Annotated in this window: 19 protein-coding genes, 1 tRNA gene and 1 pseudogene; 7 read left to right on the top strand and 14 right to left on the bottom strand. The window is 71.3% G+C overall.

Translation table 11 applies throughout. The features are described from left to right. Positions 1-1,426: 1,426 nt before the first annotated feature. The 4 genes from ACZ6N8_RS16070 to ACZ6N8_RS16055 form a co-directional block, all read right to left on the bottom strand. Complete coding sequence (locus ACZ6N8_RS16070) at positions 1,427-2,062, bottom strand: histidine phosphatase family protein (protein WP_466010637.1); 636 nt, start codon at positions 2,060-2,062, stop codon at positions 1,427-1,429. 61 nt (positions 2,063-2,123) lie between these two features. Further along, a complete protein-coding gene (locus tag ACZ6N8_RS16065; protein ID WP_357983044.1) occupies positions 2,124-2,543 on the bottom strand; it encodes a VOC family protein in 420 nt (139 codons plus the stop codon). Between the two features lie 35 nt (positions 2,544-2,578). Next, positions 2,579-2,977, bottom strand: coding sequence for a helix-turn-helix domain-containing protein (locus tag ACZ6N8_RS16060; RefSeq protein WP_387114869.1), 399 nt, complete (start codon positions 2,975-2,977; stop codon positions 2,579-2,581). A gap of 78 nt (positions 2,978-3,055) precedes the next feature. Continuing rightward, complete coding sequence (locus tag ACZ6N8_RS16055) at positions 3,056-4,198, bottom strand: MFS transporter (RefSeq protein ID WP_466010635.1); 1,143 nt, start codon at positions 4,196-4,198, stop codon at positions 3,056-3,058. A gap of 117 nt (positions 4,199-4,315) precedes the next feature. Here ACZ6N8_RS16055 and ACZ6N8_RS16050 point away from each other — a divergent pair, with 117 nt between their 5' ends. Then, positions 4,316-4,951, top strand: coding sequence for a CGNR zinc finger domain-containing protein (locus ACZ6N8_RS16050; protein WP_466010634.1), 636 nt, complete (start codon positions 4,316-4,318; stop codon positions 4,949-4,951). A gap of 6 nt (positions 4,952-4,957) precedes the next feature. Here ACZ6N8_RS16050 and ACZ6N8_RS16045 read toward each other — a convergent pair. Then, positions 4,958-5,034, bottom strand: a tRNA-Thr gene (locus ACZ6N8_RS16045). Positions 5,035-5,375: 341 nt separating this feature from the next. Here ACZ6N8_RS16045 and ACZ6N8_RS16040 point away from each other — a divergent pair. Continuing rightward, complete coding sequence (locus tag ACZ6N8_RS16040) at positions 5,376-6,467, top strand: ABC transporter ATP-binding protein (protein ID WP_364372646.1); 1,092 nt, start codon at positions 5,376-5,378, stop codon at positions 6,465-6,467. A 169-nt stretch (positions 6,468-6,636) separates the two neighbouring features. Then, positions 6,637-7,209 (top strand): hypothetical protein, encoded by a 573-nt coding sequence (locus tag ACZ6N8_RS16035; protein ID WP_466010631.1) that lies wholly within the window; start codon positions 6,637-6,639, stop codon positions 7,207-7,209. A 50-nt stretch (positions 7,210-7,259) separates the two neighbouring features. On the opposite strand, the gene rlmB is transcribed toward ACZ6N8_RS16035, so the two are convergent. Further along, positions 7,260-8,408 (bottom strand): 23S rRNA (guanosine(2251)-2'-O)-methyltransferase RlmB, encoded by a 1,149-nt coding sequence (gene rlmB / locus ACZ6N8_RS16030; RefSeq protein ID WP_466010629.1) that lies wholly within the window; start codon positions 8,406-8,408, stop codon positions 7,260-7,262. Continuing rightward, positions 8,408-9,823, bottom strand: coding sequence for a cysteine--tRNA ligase (cysS, locus tag ACZ6N8_RS16025; RefSeq protein ID WP_466010628.1), 1,416 nt, complete (start codon positions 9,821-9,823; stop codon positions 8,408-8,410). Before cysS ends, rlmB begins: the two co-directional genes overlap by 1 nt. Positions 9,824-9,937: 114 nt before the next feature. On the opposite strand from cysS, the gene ACZ6N8_RS16020 reads away from it, so the two are divergent. Next, complete coding sequence (locus tag ACZ6N8_RS16020; RefSeq protein WP_466010907.1) at positions 9,938-10,597, top strand: IclR family transcriptional regulator; 660 nt, start codon at positions 9,938-9,940, stop codon at positions 10,595-10,597. Positions 10,598-10,815: 218 nt separating this feature from the next. Then, the gene (locus ACZ6N8_RS16015) at positions 10,816-11,769 is read left to right on the top strand and encodes an endonuclease domain-containing protein (protein WP_466010627.1); all 954 of its coding nucleotides are present in this window, start codon (positions 10,816-10,818) and stop codon (positions 11,767-11,769) included. Between the two features lie 104 nt (positions 11,770-11,873). Here ACZ6N8_RS16015 and ACZ6N8_RS16010 read toward each other — a convergent pair. Both ACZ6N8_RS16010 and ACZ6N8_RS16005 read right to left on the bottom strand, forming a co-directional pair. Next, a pseudogene (locus ACZ6N8_RS16010) lies at positions 11,874-11,966 on the bottom strand (HAD family hydrolase); the annotation flags it as partial. A 13-nt stretch (positions 11,967-11,979) separates the two neighbouring features. Beyond that, the gene (locus tag ACZ6N8_RS16005) at positions 11,980-12,936 is read right to left on the bottom strand and encodes an EamA family transporter (RefSeq protein WP_466010625.1); all 957 of its coding nucleotides are present in this window, start codon (positions 12,934-12,936) and stop codon (positions 11,980-11,982) included. Positions 12,937-13,022: 86 nt separating this feature from the next. Between ACZ6N8_RS16005 and ACZ6N8_RS16000 the strand changes: the two genes are divergently transcribed. After that, positions 13,023-13,568, top strand: coding sequence for a CGNR zinc finger domain-containing protein (locus tag ACZ6N8_RS16000; protein ID WP_466010623.1), 546 nt, complete (start codon positions 13,023-13,025; stop codon positions 13,566-13,568). Here the strand turns inward: ACZ6N8_RS16000 and ACZ6N8_RS15995 are convergent. The 3 genes from ACZ6N8_RS15995 to ACZ6N8_RS15985 all read right to left on the bottom strand — a co-directional run bounded on the left by ACZ6N8_RS15995 (position 13,535) and on the right by ACZ6N8_RS15985 (position 15,180). Next, a complete protein-coding gene (locus ACZ6N8_RS15995; protein ID WP_466010622.1) occupies positions 13,535-14,110 on the bottom strand; it encodes a GNAT family N-acetyltransferase in 576 nt (191 codons plus the stop codon). The genes ACZ6N8_RS16000 and ACZ6N8_RS15995 overlap by 34 nt on opposite strands. An 84-nt stretch (positions 14,111-14,194) precedes the next feature. Continuing rightward, a complete protein-coding gene (locus tag ACZ6N8_RS15990) occupies positions 14,195-14,377 on the bottom strand; it encodes a DUF397 domain-containing protein (protein WP_466010620.1) in 183 nt (60 codons plus the stop codon). Beyond that, complete coding sequence (locus ACZ6N8_RS15985; protein WP_466010618.1) at positions 14,368-15,180, bottom strand: helix-turn-helix domain-containing protein; 813 nt, start codon at positions 15,178-15,180, stop codon at positions 14,368-14,370. Before ACZ6N8_RS15985 ends, ACZ6N8_RS15990 begins: the two co-directional genes overlap by 10 nt. A 388-nt stretch (positions 15,181-15,568) precedes the next feature. Between ACZ6N8_RS15985 and ACZ6N8_RS15980 the strand changes: the two genes are divergently transcribed. Further along, on the top strand, positions 15,569-15,835 hold the full coding sequence (locus ACZ6N8_RS15980) for a hypothetical protein (RefSeq protein WP_466010616.1): 267 nt from the start codon (positions 15,569-15,571) through the stop codon (positions 15,833-15,835). A 24-nt stretch (positions 15,836-15,859) separates the two neighbouring features. Here ACZ6N8_RS15980 and ACZ6N8_RS15975 read toward each other — a convergent pair whose 3' ends face one another. After that, on the bottom strand, positions 15,860-17,269 hold the full coding sequence (locus ACZ6N8_RS15975; protein ID WP_466010614.1) for a class II fumarate hydratase: 1,410 nt from the start codon (positions 17,267-17,269) through the stop codon (positions 15,860-15,862). Positions 17,270-17,304: 35 nt separating this feature from the next. Further along, the gene (locus tag ACZ6N8_RS15970; protein WP_466010612.1) at positions 17,305-20,286 is read right to left on the bottom strand and encodes an AfsR/SARP family transcriptional regulator; all 2,982 of its coding nucleotides are present in this window, start codon (positions 20,284-20,286) and stop codon (positions 17,305-17,307) included. Positions 20,287-20,458 lie beyond the last annotated feature (172 nt).

The following is a 20,458-nucleotide window of genomic DNA, read 5'->3' as shown; positions in this document are numbered from 1 at the left end:
GGGCGCACCTTGCGCGCCAGCGTCGCCCTGCGCGCCCTGGAAACCCTGCGGACCCTGAGCACCGGCCGCACCCTGCGCGCCGGCATCGCCCTGAGCCCCGGTCGCACCTTGAGCGCCCTGCGCGCCGGCATCGCCCTGCGCGCCCTGGAAACCCTGCGGGCCCTGAGCACCGGTCGCACCCTGCGCGCCGGCATCACCCTGTGCCCCGGTCGCACCCTGAGTACCCTGCGCGCCGGCATCACCCTGAGCACCAGGAGCCCCGGTCGCACCTTGAGCGCCCTGCGCGCCGACATCTCCCTGCGCGCCCTGGAAACCCTGCGGACCCTGAGCACCAGTCGCGCCCTGAGCACCTTGCGCGCCGGCATCACCCTGAGCGCCCTGGAAACCCTGCGCGCCTTGAACCCCCGCATCGCCCTGAGCCCCGGTCGCGCCCTGAGCACCCTGCGCGCCGGCGTCGCCCTGCGCACCCGCCGCACCCTGAGCGCCCTGGAAACCTTGCGCGCCTTGGGCCCCGATCGCGCCCTGAGCGCCAGTAGCGCCCTGAGCACCGGCCTCACCCTGGAAACCCTGCGCACCCGGGATACCTGTATCGCCTTGAGAGCCCTGCGGGCCCTGAGGACCGGAAGGGCCTGGCGGCCCCGGCACCCCTTGGGCTCCTTGCGGTCCTGGGATCCCACCCTTACCGGGGCCGTGCCAACCTGGCCTCTGCTCCTGCCACTGCCAGCCCTGCGGGCCGTGCACCGGACCGTCGAGGTCGTCGGCGGCTCCGCCATCCCTGACGAGGGAGCCGACGGACAGCCAGGAATGCTGGTTCCCGAGGGGCCCGGGTGTCCCTACCTTGACGCGCTCGGAGTGTGTCTTGTGGACGACCTCGACCGCCGACGCGGGGCTGGCCCCCGTCGTCATGCCAGCCATCAACATGATGGAACTCAGGCCGGAGGCTGCCTTGACCTGCTTGAGCCCGCTCACTGGCTTCCGTCGCCCCATGGCCTCCACCAAGATCGATCGATACCCCGCAGACCCCTTGTTCTGCGTACTCGTAGCCTAGGTATGCAAAATCGACATACGGGACGTATTGGAGATACCCATACCGGAGGAGGCTTCACCTCAGGCCAGCGCGTTCAGGATTCTCGGTCGAACGATTGCTGTGGCCACAAGGGATCGCGCAGATGTTGGAGCGAAAACATGAAGGATTTCAGGGCTGCCTTGAACGCCCTTCGCCTTCAACGAGGTCGGGCCGGAGAGCGCCAGCGGAGAGGGCTGGGAGGGCCCTCCGCCCATAGAAGCAGCGGACCTCTGGCCCCAGCAGGTCAGCGGCTCGGTGGACACGCTGGCAGTCGAGCCTTATCGAGGACGTAGAACTGGGAGTGCTAGAGGCCGCCCCTGACCTGCTGATCCTGCGGGCCCACCGACTGACCGTCGGCACTCACACCAAATAGTCCGCCGGCAGGCCGGTGCCCCGCAGCTCCGGCGGCAGGTGCGCCACGTCGTTGAAGGCGACCAGGTTCGGTGGGCCGGCCGGCCCGTACCGGATCACGGTCAGCCCCGCGTTGTGCGAGTTCACGCCCAGCCACCGCCGCTCCGGCGCATCGAGCGCGTGCCGGACCAGCCAGCCGATCAGGAAGTTGTGCGTCACGACCAGCTCACGCACCGGCCCGCCGCCCCCGTCGCCGTCGACCGGGCCGGTGAAACGGCGGACCGCCGCCGCCGTCACCCGCGGCCCGTCGACCCGCGCGGCCGGCGGGAACTCGGCCAGGAAATCGGCGTACGCGGGCGGCAGGCCAGCCGGATCCGTGTCGTGCGGGAGGTGGTCGCCGGCCAACTCGGTCGCGTACACCGGAACCCCCGGCAGCGACGCGGCGACCAGCTCGGCGGTCTGCGCGGCCCGGAGCAGCGGCCCGTGGTGCACGGCGGCGAACTGGCGGCCCCGCAGGCGCTCGCCGAGCAGCGCAGCCTGCCTCCGGCCGCGCTCGGACAGGCCGGAGTCCGGCTCCTCCGAATCGTCCGCCCCGGTCAGGTCCTGCTCACCATGTCGGGCCAGATACAACAGACGGGTGATCATGGCCCACCCAACCACATCGGGAGGCGCGGGATCGGCCCGGCGCCTCCCGGCCAACGGCTGACTAGCCCCGCGGGAACATCTGTCCGATGCGGATCTTGTTGCCGAAGGGGTCGCGGATGCCGAAGTCGATCCCGTACGGGCGCTCGGTCGGCTCGTCGGTGATCTCGACGCCCTTCGCCACGAGATCCTCGTGCGTCTTACGGGCGTCGTCGGTGGTCATGAACAGGTACCCGCCCAGGGCGCCCTTGGTGAGCAGTTCGCGGACCTGCTCGGCGGTGGCCGGGTCGAGCGCCGGCGGGCCCGGCTTCTCCAACAGGATCTCGCGCTCCGGGTCGCCGGGCAGGTTGACTGTCAACCACCGCATGAACCCGAGGTCCTGGTCGGTGTTGACCTCCATGCCGAGCTTGTTCACGTAGAAGTCGAGCGCCTCGTCCTGGTCGAGGACGTAGATCTGGGAGCGGCTGATCGCGTTCATCGTCATGCCCATGACGCTAGAGGTCGCCCCTGACCTGCTGCTTATCCAAAACTGATCGGTCTGGTCCAGGCCTTGGTGAAGCAGGACGGCACGTTCGTCGGCGTGGCGCGTCGACGGAAGCCAGTCGGCGACTCACCGACTATCTGCCGGAACGTCCGGCTGAACGTGCCCAGGCTGCTGAAGCCGACCGCGAAACAGATGTCGGTCACGTCCCGCTCGGTCTCCACCAGCAGCCACATCGCCCGCTCCACCCGGCGGCGTTGCAGGTAGCGGTGCGGGGTCTCACCGAACGTGGCCCGGAATGTCCTGATGAAATGGGCCTCCGAGACGTGCGCGATCTTGGCCAACGCCGGAATGTCCAGCGGCTCGGCGTACGCCCGGTCCATCGCGTCCCGGGCACGCAGCATCGCCCGGTTCGACTCCTCCACCGCGCGACTCATCGGCCCCCGTCCCGCTCGGCTCGCTGCCCGACCAAGGCTACCGCCGGGCGGGGACAGTGCAGGGGACCAGTTGGGCGCTCAGCGTTGCGGTGCGACAGCGCCGGTGACCCGGCCGGTGAAGCCACCGGCGGCCAGCATCAGGGCGACGACGCCGAGCAGGGCGCCGAGCAGCACCGTGCTGTGCACGCCGTGGCTCGGTAGCGCGAGGCCGGCGACCAGGGCACCGCCTGTGATGCCGACGTTGACGGCGGCAGAGACGGTGGCGGCGGCGAGGTCGGAGCGTCCGGGCGCCACCTGAAGAACGACGCCGCCGAGCACCGCGGTGAACGCCGCGAACGCCAGTCCTGCCAGAGCGAGCAGGCCCACGGCGACCGCCGGCTGGTGGCCGACCACGTACAGCCCGAGCAGTGCCACCGACTGGAGCACGATGGTCGCGACCAGGGCGAGCCACGGACTACGGTCCACCACCGCTCCGACAGCGAGGATCCCGAGCACGCTCGCGACGCCGCGCACCAGCAGGATGACCCCGACCGACGAGGCGGCGAAACCGCTGACCTCGGTGACGAAAAGGGCGACATAGGTGTATGCGGCTATGGCACCTGCGGTCGTCAGGATGGCCACCGCGACGAGCAGCCAGAAGCGGTAGACGTCGGGTGTCTCGCCCCGGGCGGCGTGCCCCTGCTCGGGCGGCGTCGACGGCAGGAGCGAGGCCACCGCGACGAGCACGATCGCGCCGAGTCCGGCCACCGCCAGGAACGACACCCGCCAGCCAGCGCGTTCGCCCAGCCAGGTGCCCGCGGGCACGCCCAGGACCAGAGCGACGCTGCCACCTGCGAACACGATCGCGACCACTCGGCCGCGTAACCCGGGTCGGAACAGTTCGGCCGCGGCCGGCACCACCACCGCCCAGAACAACGCGTGGGTCGCCGCGGTCGCCATCCTGGCCGCCAGCAGCAGCGCGAACGTGCTCGCGAACACCGTGATCGCGGTGCTGACGACGAAACCGGCCAGGAGCGCCGACAGGAGTCGCCGGCGAGGAATTCTCCTGGCCAGCGCCGTCAACGGGATCGAGGCGACAACGACCACCGCGCCGTACGCGGTGACGAGCAGGCCCACCCGCGACGGCGCGACGGCGAGGTCCGCTGCCATCGGGAGCAGCAGGCCGATGGGCAGTGCCTCGGCGGTGGTGTAGAGGAACGTGCCGCCGGACAAGCCGATCAACGCTCCCACTGCTCGCCAGTGACCCATCCATCCCCCAACTGTTTCCGGCTAAATCCGGTACGCCAGAAACAGGCTAGTGACGGCCCCCACAGTGGTCAACTGGTAAAGTGCGTTTTGATGGAAACAGCCGAGGACGTCACGCGGATGCACCTGGTGGGCGGCAGCCTCGCCCTGGACTTCGTCAACACCCGCACCGGTCCACCCGCCGGGCCGTCCGACGACGACGTGCTCACGGGCTATCCGGAGCTGCTCGCCTGGGGCGCGTACGCGGGCACCCTCACCGGGTCGGAGGCGACAGCGCTACGCCGACTGTCCCGCGCCGATCCGGACGGCGCTCGCGCCGCCTTCTCGCGAGCGCTGGGCACCCGCGACTACCTCGACGAGATATTCCGGTCGCTGGCCGCCGGCGGGGCACCTGGCGCGGCTGCGCTGGCCCGGCTGCGGGACGACGAGGCGGACGCGCTCGGCCACGCGCAGCTCGAGGGCGGGAGCACGTACGCGTGGGTCTGGCGAGATGACCGCACGCTCGCCCGGCCCCTACGACCGGTGGTGCACGCAGCGGTCCAGCTGCTCACCACGGGAGCGCTGGACCGGATCAAGGGATGCGGCGGCTGCCGCTTCCTCTTCAACGACGAGAGCAAGAACCGCAGCCGCCGCTGGTGCAGCATGGACGACTGCGGAACCGCCGAGAAGATGCGCCGCTACGTCGCCGCGAGGCGCACCCGCGGCGGCGCCGCTCCGAGAAAAGCCTGATGAAATTGGAGCCCCCGGCCGGGATCGAACCGGCGACATCTCGCTTACAAGGCGAGTGCTCTGGCCAGCTGAGCTACAGGGGCGCGTGCGTCGTGGTCAGCATAGCGAGTGACGTCCGGATATCCCGCTCGCGAGGGCTCCCGAGCACGGGAAACGTCAAGAACCCGACGCCTATTGGTATGACGACAAGTCGATTGATGGTCTACCGTGCCCGACTGACCGGAATGTGTAGCTGATGGGCCACGTTCGACCCTCCCCCGCCTTGGCAGCGCGGGGAAAGCCGTTTACGGTGCAGTGACACGGACGACAACCCGGCCGCCCCCGCGACCTGGCCGCCGTCCGCTGACCGGCACGGACACGTGCCTGTCGCTCCTTCACTCGGATCGTCCGGCACGTTCCTGCCGGTGAAAGGAAGCGCTTCACCATGGCTACGGTCACCTATTCCAAGGCGTCCCGGATCTACCCGGGCACTGAGCGTCCCGCCGTCAACGAGCTGGACCTCGAGATCGGCGACGGCGAGTTCCTCGTCCTCGTCGGCCCCTCCGGTTGCGGCAAGTCCACGAGCCTGCGGATGCTCGCCGGCCTGGAGGACGTGGACGCCGGCTCGATCTACATCGACCAGCGCGACGTCACCCACCTCCCCCCGAAGGCCCGCGACATCGCGATGGTCTTCCAGAACTACGCCCTCTACCCGCACATGACGGTGTACGAGAACATGGCGTTCGCCCTGAAGCTGCGCAAGACCTCCAAGTCGGAGATCGACCGTCGCGTCAAGGAGGCGGCCGGCCTGCTCCAGCTGGAGGAGTTCCTCAGCCGCAAGCCGAAGGCGCTCTCCGGTGGTCAGCGTCAGCGTGTCGCCATGGGCCGCGCGATCGTCCGCGAGCCGCAGGTCTTCCTCATGGACGAGCCGCTGTCGAACCTCGACGCCAAGCTGCGTGTGCAGACCCGTACGCAGATCGCGTCGCTCCAGGCCAAGCTGGGCGTCACCACCGTGTACGTCACGCACGACCAGGTCGAGGCCATGACCATGGGTCACCGGGTGGCCGTCCTGCTCGACGGTGTCCTCCAGCAGGTGGACACCCCGCGGGCGCTCTACGACACCCCGGCCAACGTCTTCGTCGCCGGCTTCATGGGCTCCCCCGCCATGAACATCAAGACCGTTCCGCTGAACGAGCAGGGTGCCGAGTTCGCCGAGCTGCACATCCCGCTGACCCGCGAGCAGGTCGCCGCGGCCCGCGCCGAGGGCGGCGACGGCAAGGTGACCGTGGGCTTCCGCCCGGAGGACTGCGACCTGGTCAGCCCGACCGAGGGCGGCATGCCCGTCGTCGTCGAGCTGGTCGAGGACCTCGGCTCGGATGCGAACGTCTACGGTCACGCCGCGCTGGGTGGCAACTCGGAGCGCTTCGTCGTCCGCACCGACCGGCGCAGCATGCCGAACATGGGTGACACCGTGTTCGTCAAGCCGCGCACCGGCCGCAGCCACGTCTTCCACGCCGCCACGGGCAGCCGGATCTGACGTAACGCAGTACCGAAAGGGGCGGTCCGCTTCGGCGGGCCGCCCCTTTCGTCGTACCGGCCGGGTCGCCTCACCCTGTGGGGTCAGCGCGGGAATGGCTCTGAAGAGGGATTCGGCACGGCGGGCCGGGTTCGTAGCGTCACGGCAACCCGCACCCCGAGGAGACGCCGTGTCCGCCACCGCCCAGCCGATCATCCGTTCCCGGCCGTACCGGCTCACCCGGCTGGCCGGTCGCAGCCTTGTCTACTGCGCGACGCTGATCCCGGTCGCCCTGCTCGCGCTGGTGACCGCCCCGCTGGGCGGCGCCGTCGCACGCTGGCGCTCCCTGCGTACCCGACTGCTCGGACTGCCACCGACGGCCGCGACCGGCCGGCGGCCCGGCACGGTCGCGGTGCTCGGCCACGCGGTGCTCAGCCTGCTCCTCGGCGCGGTCGCCCTGCTGCCGCTCGGCGTGGAACTGCTGATGGTGCTGCGCGGCGTGCTGTACGGGCTGGTCGACCCCGGCCCGTACGACAGTTCCTGGGGTGGTCCGACCCGGGCCGGCGCGTGGCTGGCGCACTTCCTCGTCGGCCTGCCGCTGGCCGCGGCCGGGCTGGCCGCGCTGATCGGCATCGCCGCCGTGCACCAGCGGCTGACCGCCAGCCTCGACGGGGAGCCGCGCCCGCGCTGGCTGATCCCGACCACGCTGTTGACGGCGTTGGCCGGGGCGCTGCTCTTCGTCGCCTGGACCCGCCAGATCTAGGCACACGACGAGGCCCCTCCCCGGAGTCGGGGAGGGGCCTCGTGACGTGACTACAGCTCGATCGAGCGCCGGCGGGCGACCTCGGCCAGGGTGACGGCGGCCGCCACGCTGGCGTTGAGCGACTCCACCTCGGAGATCATCGGGATGCTGACGGTCAGGTCGCAGGTCTCACCGACCAGCCGGGACAGCCCGCGCCCCTCGGAGCCGACCACCACCACCAGCGGACCGACGGCTGCCTCCAGGTCGTACAGGTCGGTGTCGCCGTCGGCGTCCAGGCCGACCACCATGAAGCCGGCGTCGCGGCACGCCTTCAACGACCGGGTCAGGTTGGTCACCTGCGCCACCGGCACCCGCGCGGCCGCGCCGGCGCTGGTCCGCCAGGCGGTCGCGGTGATCCCGGCGGCCCGCCGCTCGGGTACGAAGACACCCTGCGCGCCGAACGCGGCGGCCGAACGGATCACCGCGCCCAGGTTGCGCGGGTCGGTGACCCCGTCCAGTGCGACGAGCAGCGGCGCCTGCTGCTCCAGGGAGGCGGCGACCATGTCGTCGAACGGCTGGTACGCGAAGGGCGGCACCTGCAACCCGACGCCCTGGTGCAACACCCCGCCGGTCATCCGGTCCAGTTCGGCGCGGCTGATCTCCAGGTTGGCGATGCCCCGGTCGGCGGCGGTCCGGATGATCTCGTTGATCCGGTCGTCCATGTCGATGCCCTGGGCCGTGTAGAGCGCCGTCGCCGGCACCTGGGCGCGCAGCGCCTCCAGCACCGGGTTGCGCCCGACCAGCAGCTCCGGGGTGTCCTTCGACGGGTTGGACTTGCGCCCGGGCGCGACCCGGGGGCCACCGCGGCCGGCGGGCTTGCCGCCCCGTCCGGCGGCGCCACCGCGGCCGGCCACGCCACCCCGGCCGCCAGGTACGCCTCGGCCGCCGCCCTTGCCCCAGGTGGTGTCCTTGCTGCCCGGCTGACCGATCTTCGGGGCACGCCCCTCCTCGGCCGCCGCCCGGCGCTCCTTGTCCTGCTTCCAGGCGGTGCGCTGGGGCAGCTTCTCGGTGCCCGAGTAACCCTTGTGCCACGGTCGTTCGTCGGCGGGCAGCGTACGCCCCCGACCGGCGAGGGAGTCCTTGTTCTTGCCGCCGGAGCCCTTGGGGGCACCCGCCTTCGGCGTCAGTCGCCGGCCACGGCGCTGCGAGTTGCCGGCCATCAGTCCTGCTCTCCAATAGTCCAACGGGGGCCCTGGGGGGTGTCCTCGACCACCACGCCGGCCAGCTTGAGCTGGTCGCGTACCGCGTCCGCGGCGGTCCAGTCCTTGCGGCCCCGGGCCTGCGCGCGCTGCTCCAGGGCCAGCGCGATCAGGGAGTCCACCACGGCGCGCAGGTCATCCGAGCGGCCGCCACCGGTCCACGCCGGGTCGAGGGGGTCGATGCCGAGGATATCCAGCATTGCCCGCACCACGGCCAGGGTGGTGCGGACGGTCACATCGTCACCGACGCTGAGCGCGGTGTTGCCGTCCCGGATGTGCTGTTGCAGCACGGCCAGGGCGGCGGACGTGTTGAGGTCGTCGTTCATGGCGGCGACGAAACCGGCCGGAAGCTCGCCGAGCTGCCCGACGCCTACCCGCTCGGCGGCCCGCTGGACGAAACCCTCGATCCGGCGGTACGCGGTGGCCGCGTCGCGCAGCGAATCCTCCGAGTAGTCGATCACCGAGCGGTAGTGGGCGGCGGCGTAGTAGTAGCGCAGCTCCACCGGCCGCACGCCAAGCGAGTCCACGTACGCCAGGCCCAGCGCGTTGCCCGCCGACTTGCCCATCTTGGCCCCGCCGATGCTGAGCAGCCCGTGGTGCACCCAGTAGCGGGCGAACGGCAGCCCCGCCGCCTGGGACTGGGCGATCTCGTTCTCGTGGTGCGGGAACGTCAGGTCCAGACCGCCGCCGTGGATGTCGAACTCCGGGCCCAGGTAACGCCAGCACATGGCCGAGCACTCGATGTGCCAGCCCGGGCGGCCCAGCCCCCATGGCGACGGCCAGTAGGCGTCCGCCGGCTCGTCCGGCTTGGCGCCCTTCCACAGGGCGAAGTCGCGCGGGTCACGCTTGCCCCGGTCGGGGGCGTCACCGGCCGACTGCATCGCGTCCGGGGACTGACCCGACAGCGACCCGTACGCCGGCCAGGACGCCACGTCGAAGTAGACGTCACCGGAGCCGTCGGTAGCCGGGTAGGCGTGCCCATCGCCGATCAACTTGGTGATCAGCTCGTGCATCTCCGGGACGTGCCCGGTGGCGCGCGGCTCGTAGGTGGGCGGCAGCACGTTCAACGCCCGGTACGACTCGGCGAGGATCAACTCGTTGGCGTACGCGATCGACCAGAACGGCCGACCCTGCTCGCCCGCCTTGACCAGGATCTTGTCGTCGATGTCGGTCACGTTGCGGATGAACGTGACCTCGTAACCGGCGGCCAGCAGCCAGCGGCGCAACACGTCGTAGTTGACGCCGGAGCGAAGATGGCCGATGTGTGGCGGCGCCTGGAGGGTGAGACCACACAGGTAGACCCCCACCTTGCCGGCTTCCCGCGGAACGAAGTCCCGCACCGATCGGGTGGCGGTGTCATACAGGCGTAGCGTCACCGTACAAGGGTAGCCGTCCACGCCTGTCCGGATCCGCCGGTGCCGGGTCGTACGCTGCCAGACGTGGATGCGACAGCACGCTCCGGTGAGCCACCCGCCAGCGCCGAGGCTGTCGTGGCTCCGGCCGACGTGGTCGCCGGGCGGGGTGGGGAGACCGCGCAGACACTGGACCGAGGGCTGCGGCTGCTGCACCTGGTCGCCGACGCTCCGGGCGGCCTCACCGTCACCGAGGCCGCGACCCGGCTGGGGATCGGCAGGGCCGCCATCTACCGGCTGGTCGGCCCGCTGACCGGGCACGGAATGCTGCGCCGCGACGCCGACGGGCGGCTCCGCCTCGGCGCAGGGGTGCTGCACCTGGCCCGCAGGGCCCAACCACTGCTCGCCGAGGGCGCGCTGCCAGCCCTGCGTCGGCTGGCCGAGCAGGCCGGCGCGACAGCGCACCTGACCGTCGTCGAGGGCGGCGACTGCGTCGCGCTGGTCGTGGTCGAGCCGAGCTGGACGTCGTTCCACGTGGCGTACCGGACGGGGGCGCGGCATCCGCTGGATCGGGGGGCGGCGGGGCGGGCCATCCTGGCCGGCCGGGCCGGTGTGGCGGAGCCGGTGAGCAGCAGCGGGGAGTTGCAGTCCGGGGCGTACGGGGTGGCCGCGCCGGTGCTCGGCGTACCCGGGTTGGAGGCGAGCGTGGGCGTGGTGGCCCTCGCCCCGCTGGACGTCGGACTGGTCGGCCCGCAGGTACGGGCCGCCGCCACGGCCGTCGCCGACGCCCTCCGCTGACGCGCCGACCCGGACCCGCGGCCTTGATCGACTCCAGATCGCCGATGTGGCGGTATCTCCGCCGATCGATAGCGCCACTACGCCGATATGGTGTTGATCTCGCCGTATAGCACTCCGAACCCGGTGTTCGGCGGTCATCCACAGGCACGCTCGGTCGGCCTTCCCGGCGCTGTCCACAGGGGTATCGGGGTGCCGGGTCGGGGTCCGAGTCTGAGCACATGCCTCCTCGTCCCCACCGGCCTCCCGCCCTCGCCTGGCAGGTCTTCCGCGGCTCCGACGTGATCCGACAGGGACTGGCCACCAGACATCAGCTACGTGGCGCGTCCTGGATCCGCCTGCGGCACGACGTGTACGCCGACGCGCGCCTCGATCGCGACCACGCGCTGGCCTGCCGGGCGGCGGCGTTGCGGCTGCCACCCGAGGCGGTGATCGCCGGCCCCTCGTCGGCCTACCTGCACGGCGTCGAGCACGCCGCGGGGTTCGACGACGACGTCCATGTCCTGGTGCCGAGGGCCTGTCGCGTCGACTCCCGACACCGCCTTCGCGTGCACGTGCTCGGCACCGACGCCCCGGCGCTCACCGGCGCGAGTCCGGCCGCCACCCCACCCCTCGTACCACCGATGGGCGACGTAGGAGGCGCCATCGCACCGCGCCGCACAGACCCCACCTCGGCAGCCTGGGAGACGGCTGTCTGGTTGGATCCGTTGCGCGCCGTCCCGATCATCGACTCGCTCCTGGCGTGCGGCCTGACCACCCAGGCGGCGCTGATGACCGTCGGCACCGCCAACGCGGACCGGCCGGGCGGCCGCCGGGCGACATGGGCCTTCGGCCTGGCCGATCCGGGCGCGCAGTCGCCCCCCGAGTCGCAGCTACGGGTACGTCTGGTGCTGGGCGGGCTTCCCCGGCCGGTGACCCAGCACCCGATCCGCGTGGCCGGCGGGCTCGTGCTGCATCCCGACCTGGCCTGGCCCGAGTTCCGGGTCGCCGTCGAGTACGACAGCCGGCGGCACTCCGATCCGGAGCAACTACACCGTGACCGCCGTCGGCTCAACCTGCTCGTGGGTGCGGGGTGGTTGATCCTGCACGTCACCGGTCGACGGCTGCACAACGACTTCCCGACCGTCCTGGGGGAGGTCAGATCAGCGTTGTTGTCCCGCGGCTGGCGTCGGTGAGCGCCCGGCGCTCGATCAACTCCAGCTCACCGACATGGGGCGATCAGACAGAGCCGCAGCCCGCCGGATCGCCGATACGGAGTCGATCAACGACACGCGGCGAGCATCTCGTTCAGGACGGCGGCCAGCGCACCGGTCACCGCTGGGCGCAGATCCAGCAGGGTCTCGTCGGCGTCGAACACCACTGTGGTCAGCACGCCGTCCACCGTCTCAGGCGTTGGCCGCCAGCGCGGGCTCGGGTGGGGCAGGTGCGGGCGAGGCGCGCAGTTCGTCGAGGCGTACGAGCGCGACCCCGGCGACGATCAGCGCGCCTCCGAACAACTGCCAGGCGGTGGGCAGTTCGTCCAGGAGCAGCCAGGCGATGAGCACCGCGAAGAGCACCTCGGTCAGCCCCACGAACGAGGACAGCCGGGGCCCGAGGATCCGGGTGCCGGCGACCCCGGCCAGGTACGCGACGACGGCGGCGACCAGGGAGAGCCCGACGATGGGCAGGAGCCAGCTGGTGCGCTGTCCGGCGAAGGTGACCTCGCCGAAGGTGGCGTGCAGCGGCAGCAGACCGGTGAGCCCGATCAGGAGCAGTACGGCGGCGCCGACGGCCATGCCGCCGCTGGCCATGGCGACGGAGGGCAGCCGGGGGTCGACGCGGCCGGCGAGGACGAAGTAGCCGGCCAGGCCGAGCGCGGCGCCCAGCCCCCAGAGCACGCCCACCGGGTCGAAGTCGGCGTTACCGGCGAGGTTCAGCACGAACGCCAGTCCGGCCAGGGCGGCCACCGAGCCGACAACTGTGAGCTGGCGGGGACGCTGCCCGTGGCGCAGCCACATCCAGCCGACGACGAGGATGATGCCTAGGTATTCCAGCAGCAGCGCGACGCCGACCGGCAGGTAGCGCACGGCGTTGAAGAAGCAGGCCTGGGCCAGCGCGACCCCGAGCAGCCCGAACATGGCGATCGCCGTGGTGTTCCGCCGCAGCACGTCCCATCTGCCGCGCAGCGACAGCACTGCGGGGATCGCCAGCACCAGGGCGGCGATGCCGACCCGGGCGATGACGGCGGCCTCGGCCGACCAGCCGGCCTCGATGAGGGAGCGCGCGAAGGTGCCCGAGGTGGCGAAGGTGACTGCGGAGAGCAGCGCCAACGCTGCCCCGGCGGCGGCGGGTCGTCGGTGCATCTCGCGCTCCTCGGTACGGCACGGGTGTCATGAGCAAACTATCCTTGTGCCCATGACGCTAGGCGTAGCCTGTGACAGGAGTCAAGTTGCTTTTCGCTCATGACACCGAGTGTTCGCTGATCGCCGCCGCCGCGCTCGTCAACACGGCGGGCCGCGACGGCGAACTCCTCCCCGACGTCGCCGCCCTTGACGCGTTCTTCGTCAGGCACGGCTACAGCGGTCGACACGAGCACACCGACGCCGAGTTGCACGCCGTCCGGGAGCTGCGGCCCCGGCTGCGCCGCATCTGGTACGCCGAACCACCCGAGATCGTCACCTTGGTCAACGGCCTGCTGCTGGAGCACAGGGCGCTGCCGCAGCTCATCGAGCACGACGACGAGCCGTACCACCTGCACGCCGTACCCCGGGACGCCCCGCTGGCGACCCGCATCGCGGTGGAGGCGGCGATGGCAATGGCCGACCTGGTCCGCGCCGGCGAGCTGCGTCGACTGCGGATCTGCGAGTTTCCGGACTGCGACAACGTGGTCGTCGACCTGTCCCGCAATCGGTCGCGGCGCTTCTGCGAGGCCGGCTGCGGCAACCGCGCGGCGGTGACCGCCTACCGGGCGCGCAGGGCCGCGGGCCGTTCCTGAAGGGCGTCGGCCCGCACCTCGTACTCCACCTCGCCGTGCTCGGTGCCCGGAATCGGGTCGTCCCACTGGAGGTGGAAGGTGCGCACGTGGCGCAGACCCGCCTTCTCCAGCACCCGCCGGGACCGGTCGTTGACCGCCATCGTCTCGGCCCAGACCCGACGCACGCCCACCCGGTCGAAGGCGTACCGGACCAGCGCCCGCGACCCCTCGGTGGCCAGGCCGCGCCCCCACGCCGAGCGGCGCAGCCGGTAACCCAGCTCGGCCTCGGTGCCGTCGACCGACGGGTCGAGCGCGAACCAGCCCAGGAAGTCGCCCGTCCCCCGGTCGAGCGCCGCCCAGCGCCCCAGCCCGGGATGCCTCTCGTACTGGGCGAGCAACTTCGGCAACTGCTCATCCCGGACGGTGGCGAGCGGCGTGGCGACGCCACCGGTGAGGAAGCGCATCACCTCCGGGTCGCTGTCCAGCTCCACAAGCGCGTCCACGTCGGCAATCGTCAACCGCCGCAACAGCAGCCGCTCGGTCGCCGGAGGCACTCCACCCATGACCGGATCATCCCGCCCGCCCGGAGACCCGTCGAGCCATTTAGCCGGGACCCCGCGACCGCCGTCGCGGGCGAGGCGGTCGGGTCAGCGCGGAGGCGCGACCACGAAGAGCCGCCAGGAGTACGCGTCGACAACGAGCACGGGTCCGTCCGGGTCCTTGCTGTCCCGCACCCCGACCACGCCCTCCAGATTCGTAGCCACCTCGACGCACCAGTTGTCCTGGTTGCTGCGGCTGCTCTTGCGCCAGCGAGCCTCGGTCAGCTCCACGACTCGGCCACCTCGTTCATCAGCTCGATGGATGCCTGCGGGGGCAGGGCTTCGCCCAAGGTAGCCTCCCAGACCCGCTGCAACCGCAGCAGATCCCTCGGCTGGTCCAGCTCCTGACCGCGCACCTGGCACTCCAGATAGGCCACCTCCGTGCCGTCGGGCAGGACGGCGAGCGCGAACTGCCCACCGAGCCCCGGGTACTCCTCGGCGGATCGCGGCACCACGTGCAGCCGGATCCGAGGGTGCCCGGTGGCGATGCCGACCAGGTGCAGGGTCTGGTCGCGCATCACCTTCCGCCCGCCCACCCGTCGCCGCAGCACCGCCTCGTCCAGCACCGCCACGATCTGCGGCACACGCTCACTGTGCAGCACCGCCTGGCGGTTCATCCGGTCGGTCAGCCGCCGGTCGACCTCCTCGGGAGCGAGCAGGCCGCCCGCCTCGAAGACCGCTCGGGCGTAGGCCTCCGTCTGGAAAAGCCCTGGCACGTAACAGTGCTCGTACCACCGGACCATCCGCGCCTGCTCGAAGATCGCCTGCCAGCCGCGTAGCCATGGCTGAGCCCGGTCCAGGCTCACCAGCTCTGTCGACATGCGACCGAAGAGGCCGCCGGTGTCCAGGGCACGGTCGACCAGTTCCAGGTACTTGGCCGTGGGCGGCTGCTGCCCCAACTCGACGGCGCTGACCATCGACGCCGAGTAGTTGACGGCCTTGGCCAGCTCGTCCTGACTCCAGCCGCGCCGGGCCCGCGCCCGACGCAGCTCCGCGACCAGGAACGCCGCCGCCGTCATCTGCCCATCGGCCATGCCCAACCACTCTCCAACCCGCCGACGATCAACTCCAGCCGACCAACAGAGCCGGCGCGGCCGGGAACAGGGCAGCCACGACAGGCCTGCCGAACCCTTCCGACCGTAGTCGTCCGGTCACCAGAATGTGAAGCGCGGCACCGCTCCCCGTCCCCCGGGATCTGTGGCGTCGCTCGGGACCGCCCGCTCCCCCGTGCCGGGCGGTCCCACCCCCCTGACGAAGCCGACGAGCTGCGCACGATCGTGCTCGATCCTGGAAGTAGTGGGGTCCTGGCGTGCGGATACCCCTCAATCCAGGATCGAGCGTGATCGTGGCAAGGCACGGCACGGGCGCCAGAGCGAGCGGGGTGATGCCACAGACGGTTCAGCTCCAGAGGAAGGCCGCAGCATGCCCCGGACCGCGCCTGACGACCGCACGACGACACCCCGTAGGCCGCACCTGCCGCTACGTCCGCTCTGGCTCTGCCGGGTCTGCGCCGCGCCCTGGCCGTGCCCGGTCGCCCGACTCACCCTCCGCCAGGAGTACGCCCACGACCGGATCGCGTTGAGCATCTACCTGTGCACAGTCCTGCACGACGCGGCTGCCGACCTGTACCGGCTCAACCCGCACGACGGGCCGGAACCGGCGGCCCTCTTCGCCCGCTTCCTCGGCTGAGCGGCACCGCGCGGCGGTCAGGCCTCAGGGGTGGGTCATGCGGAGTAGGTCCAGGGTCTCGTCCAGCTGGGTCTCGGTGAGCTTGCCGGAGTCGACGTGCCCCCGGGAGATCACCACCTCGCGGATGGAGGTCTGCTTGGCCAGCGCCTCCTTGGCGATCGAGGCGGCCTCGTCGTAGCCGAGGTAGCGGTTCAGCGGGGTGACGATCGACGGCGACCCTTCCGCGTACGCCAGGCAGACCTCGGCGTCCGCGACCAGGCCGGCCACCAGGCGGTCGGCGAACAGCCGACTCGCGGCGGCCAGCAGCCGGATCGACTCCAGCAGGTTGCGGCCCATCACGGGGAGCATGACGTTCAGCTCGAAGTCGCCCTGGGAGCCGGCGAAGGCGACCGTCGCGTCGTTGCCGATCACCTGGGCGCACACCTGGCGCATCGCCTCGGCGACGACCGGGTTGACCTTGCCCGGCATGATCGACGAGCCGGGCTGGAGATCGGGGATGCGCAGCTCACGCAGGCCGGCGCGGGGGCCGGAACCCATCCAGCGGATGTCGTTGGCGACCTTGTAGAGGCCGACGGCCACTGTCCGCAACTGCCCCGACGTCTCCACGAGCGCGTCGCGGGCCCCCTGCGCCTCGAAGTGGTTACGCGCCTCGGACAGCGGCAACCCGGTCGACCCGCGCAACTTCTCGATCACTGCGGCGGCGAAGCCGAGCGGGGTGTTGATCCCGGTGCCCACGGCTGTGCCACCCAGCGGCAGCTCGGCCAGCCGGGGCAGCGAGCCCTCCAGCCGCTCCACGCCGTAACGGACCTGGGCGGCGTACCCGCCGAACTCCTGGCCGAGGGTGACAGGGGTGGCGTCCATCAGGTGGGTACGCCCGGCCTTCACCACCGTCTCGAACTCCGCCGCCTTCTCCTCCAACGCGGCGGCGAGGTGGTTCAGCGACGGCAGCAGATCCTCCACGATGAACTGCGTGGCGGCCAGGTGGATCGACGACGGGAACACGTCGTTGCTCGACTGGGACGCGTTGACGTGATCATTGGGGTGCACCGGCGAGCCCAGCTCACGGCTGGCCAGGGTGGCGATCACCTCGTTGGTGTTCATGTTCGACGAGGTGCCCGAACCGGTCTGGAACACGTCCACCGGGAACTGGTCGTCGTAACCGCCGTCGGCCACGTGCGCCGCCGCGGCGGCGATGGCCGCCGCGACATTCGCGTCGATCACGCCCAACTCGCCGTTGACCTCGGCCGCCGCGCCCTTGATCTGCGCGAGGGCCTTGATCTGGGCCGGCTCGATGCCCCGCCCGGAGATCGGGAAGTTCTGCACCGCGCGCTGGGTCTGCGCCCGCCACAGCGCCTCGGCGGGCACCTCCACCTCGCCCATCGAGTCGCGTTCGATCCGGTATCCGGTCGCTTCTGGAGTCGTCACGCGTACCATCCTGCCGCGCCCGTGGCCGACTCGCAGATGATCCGTCAGCCCAACTCGGCGAGCAGCCGTTCCACCTCGTGCCGCTCCGGCGACTCGATCTGCCGGAACAGCGCCAGCGCCTGCTCCAGGTGGGCGCGGGAAGCCGCCGGGTCGGTGGCCCACACGCTGCGGGCGATGCCCTCCAACGCCCGGGCCTGCTCATAGCGGGCACCGAGCCGGCTGGCGTCGGCGAGAACCCGGCGGTACAGGTCCAGCGCGCTGGCGGCATCCCCCTGTTCCAGGATCGACCGGGCCAGCAGATTTCGTGACGCACACTGCCCGACCCGGTCACCGGCGTCCACCATCGCCACCAGCGCCTCCCGGTGTCGGGCGGCGGCACGCTCGGGCTGTCCGGCGACGCGTTCCATCACACCGATCTCGTTGAGCACCTCCCCCTCGCCGAACCGGTTGCCGTCCTGCCGTTTGAGGTACAGCGCGACATGGAGCAGACGACGGGCAGGGCCCAGATCGCCCATCCGGTGCCGGACAATGGCGAGGTGACCCATCGCGTTCTCGGTCTGCCGGCGGTCCTGCGTCTGCCGGGCCAGCATGAGGTGCAGCCGGGTCAGGCGCAGCGCCTCGCCGTACCGGCCCCAGCCGATCAACGTGTACGACAGGTTGTTCAGCAGATTGGTCATCGCATTGACGTCGTCCATCCCCCGGAGGAGGCCGAACGCCTCGTCGAACTTCGCCTCGGCCTGATGGAGGTCACCGTTCGCGGCGTACGAGATGCCCAGGTTCCACAGCGTGGTGAGCACATCGCCGCGCAGGCCGAGCCGTCTGCGCAAGGCCAGGGCCACCTCCATCGCCTTGATCGCCTCACGGAAGCGAGCCAGCCGGAAGTACGCCGAGGAGACGTAGTTGAGCATCGTGGCGACGGCAGCCTCGTCGCCCAGCCGCTCGGCGACACGAAGCCCGATCGTGTGGGTCTCGATCACCTCGTCGAGGTGCCCGCTCTCGAAGTTGAGTCGCCAGCAGGCACGGGCCAACTGCCAGCAATGGACGGGGAAGCCCTCCTCCTCGGCCACCCGGACCAGGGCGGTGAGCGCGACATGGTTCTCCTCGAACCACGCCCGCCCTTCGGCCACCGGGACGGCCATCAGGTCGGGCCGGCCGGGCGTGTGCGCGGGGATGTTGCGGCGACTGCCCGCCGCCTCGATCGTCCGGGCGATCTCCAACGCGACGGACAGGTGATGGTCCAGCAGCCGCTCCAGGGCAGCCCGGCGCTCCACCTGCCGATCCGGGCCGACAAGCAGGAACCTGGCGTACTCGCGAAGCAGATCGTGTAACCGGTACCGACCCGGCTGCACCTCCTCCACCAGGTGCGTGTCGACAAGCTCGTCGAGCAGTTCCTGTGTTTCGGCCAGGGGCAGCTCGACCAGGGCCGCGGCGACCCGACTGTCCAGGCGCACACCCGGATACAGGCCGAGCAACGGAAACAGACGCTGCGCCAGTGGTGAGACCTGCGCGTACGACAGGGCGAACGCCTGCCCCACCGAACGCTGCCCGGCGGTCAGCTCGGCCAGTGGACCCGCCCCGGCGACCAGCCGCTCGGCGAGGTCGGCGACCCGCCAGCGCGGTCGGTGCGCGAGGCGTGCGCCGGCCAGCCGGATGGCGAGCGGCAGATGGCCACAGCGACGCGCCACCTCGGCTGCCGCATCCGGTTCGGCGGCGATCCGCTCCACGCCGGCGACCCGGCCGAGCAGCTCGATCGCCTCGTCGGCGTCGAGCACGGGCAACGACGACGGGCGGCCCTCGTCGAGCCCGACCAGGCGACGACGACTGGTGATCAGGATCAGGCAGTGCGAGCCGCTGGGCAGCAGCGGGGCCACCTGGTCGGCGGTGCCCGCGTTGTCCAGCACCACCAGCGCCCGCAGGCCGGCCAACTCCGTCCGCCACAGTGCCAGCCGGTCGTCGGTGTCCTCCGGTATCCGCTCGACCGGCACACCGAGCTGGCGCAGCAGGGCGGCCACGGCCGCGGCCGCTGTCAGCGGGCGGCGTTCGCTGTGCCCGTGCAGGTCGATGAAGAGTTGGGCGTCCGGGTAGCGATCGGCGAGGGCTGTGGCGACGTGCACCGCGAGTGTCGTCTTGCCGCTGCCGGCCATTCCGTCGATCAGCTGGATCCGGGTGCCGTCCTCCTCGATCTCCTTGACCAGGCGATTCAGCGTCTCCTGTCGACCGGTGAAGTCACCGATCGCGCGGGGCAGCGAACGGACCGGCAGGGTCGACCGGGCTTCCCGACCGACCAGGGCCAGGTCGCCCGCGAGCACCCGCTGGTGCAGCTCCTGCAACTCGGCGCCCGGTTCGATGCCCAGGTCGTCGGCGTACAGCCGCCGGCCCTCCCGGTAGACCGCCAGCGCGTCGGCCTGCCGGCCGACCGAGGAGAGAGCGAGCATCAACTGGCCGCGCAGACGCTCGCGCAGCGGGTGCTGGTCGACGCTCTCGGTCAGGTCCTCGATCAGCTCCGCGGCACGCCCGAGGCGCAGCTCGACGTCGACGCACTCCTCCAGCACCGTGAGGCGCTGCTCGTCGATCGCCTGGGCGCGACGGCGGATGCTGCGGCTCGGGATGCCCCCGAGCGCCGGTCCGCGCCACAGCGCCAGGGCCGCGCGGAACCGCACACGGGCGTCGCCCAACCGGCCGGCCGCGACGGCGGCACGGGCGGCCTCCACCGTGCGGGCGAAGACGTCGGCGTCCAGATCGTTCGGGGCGGTACGGATGCCGTACCCGGCCGGGTCGGTGATGATGGTTTCCGGGGTGAGGCCCAGCTCGGTGAACCTGCGGCGCAGCCGCGACACGCAGGTCTGCAACTGGGCCCGGGCGGTGGCCGGAGGGTGCTCCTCCCACACCGCGTCGACCAGTTCCTCGACGGGCACCAGCCGTCCGGGGCGCAGCAGCAGCATGGCGAGGACGATCCGGTCGCGGCCGGCGGTGACAGTGGACTCACCACCGCCGACCCGCAGAGGCCCCAGGATCCCGAACCGCATCTACTCCCCCGCATCAGTGGTGCAAACTTCAGCAGAGTAGTCCGGCGATCACAGATCAGCGCAGTCAGGCGATAGTGATCTGAGAGCGGATCGACAGCGGTGCGCAGCACACTCGCTCCGGGTTGTCGGTGACGGCATCCGACGGGGGCGGTGCGCCCGCCCCACCCCAGCG

The organism is Micromonospora sp. NPDC047521 (assembly GCF_055587305.1).
This window is presented reverse-complemented; position numbering and strand designations above follow the sequence as displayed.

Bases quoted from the DNA above. Each gene is read 5' to 3' on its own strand.
- ACZ6N8_RS16070 (WP_466010637.1), bottom strand. From the start codon at position 2,062: ATGATCACCCGTCTGTTGTATCTGGCCCGACATGGTGAGCAGGACCTG.
- ACZ6N8_RS16065 (WP_357983044.1), bottom strand. From the start codon at position 2,543: ATGACGATGAACGCGATCAGCCGCTCCCAGATCTACGTCCTCGACCAG.
- ACZ6N8_RS16060 (WP_387114869.1), bottom strand. From the start codon at position 2,977: ATGAGTCGCGCGGTGGAGGAGTCGAACCGGGCGATGCTGCGTGCCCGG.
- ACZ6N8_RS16050 (WP_466010634.1), top strand. From the start codon at position 4,316: ATGGAAACAGCCGAGGACGTCACGCGGATGCACCTGGTGGGCGGCAGC.
- ACZ6N8_RS16040 (WP_364372646.1), top strand. From the start codon at position 5,376: ATGGCTACGGTCACCTATTCCAAGGCGTCCCGGATCTACCCGGGCACT.
- rlmB (WP_466010629.1), bottom strand. From the start codon at position 8,408: ATGGCCGGCAACTCGCAGCGCCGTGGCCGGCGACTGACGCCGAAGGCG.
- ACZ6N8_RS16015 (WP_466010627.1), top strand. From the start codon at position 10,816: ATGCCTCCTCGTCCCCACCGGCCTCCCGCCCTCGCCTGGCAGGTCTTC.
- ACZ6N8_RS16005 (WP_466010625.1), bottom strand. From the start codon at position 12,936: ATGCACCGACGACCCGCCGCCGCCGGGGCAGCGTTGGCGCTGCTCTCC.
- ACZ6N8_RS15995 (WP_466010622.1), bottom strand. From the start codon at position 14,110: ATGGGTGGAGTGCCTCCGGCGACCGAGCGGCTGCTGTTGCGGCGGTTG.
- ACZ6N8_RS15985 (WP_466010618.1), bottom strand. From the start codon at position 15,180: ATGGCCGATGGGCAGATGACGGCGGCGGCGTTCCTGGTCGCGGAGCTG.
- ACZ6N8_RS15980 (WP_466010616.1), top strand. From the start codon at position 15,569: ATGCCCCGGACCGCGCCTGACGACCGCACGACGACACCCCGTAGGCCG.
- ACZ6N8_RS15975 (WP_466010614.1), bottom strand. From the start codon at position 17,269: ATGGTACGCGTGACGACTCCAGAAGCGACCGGATACCGGATCGAACGC.
- ACZ6N8_RS15970 (WP_466010612.1), bottom strand. From the start codon at position 20,286: ATGCGGTTCGGGATCCTGGGGCCTCTGCGGGTCGGCGGTGGTGAGTCC.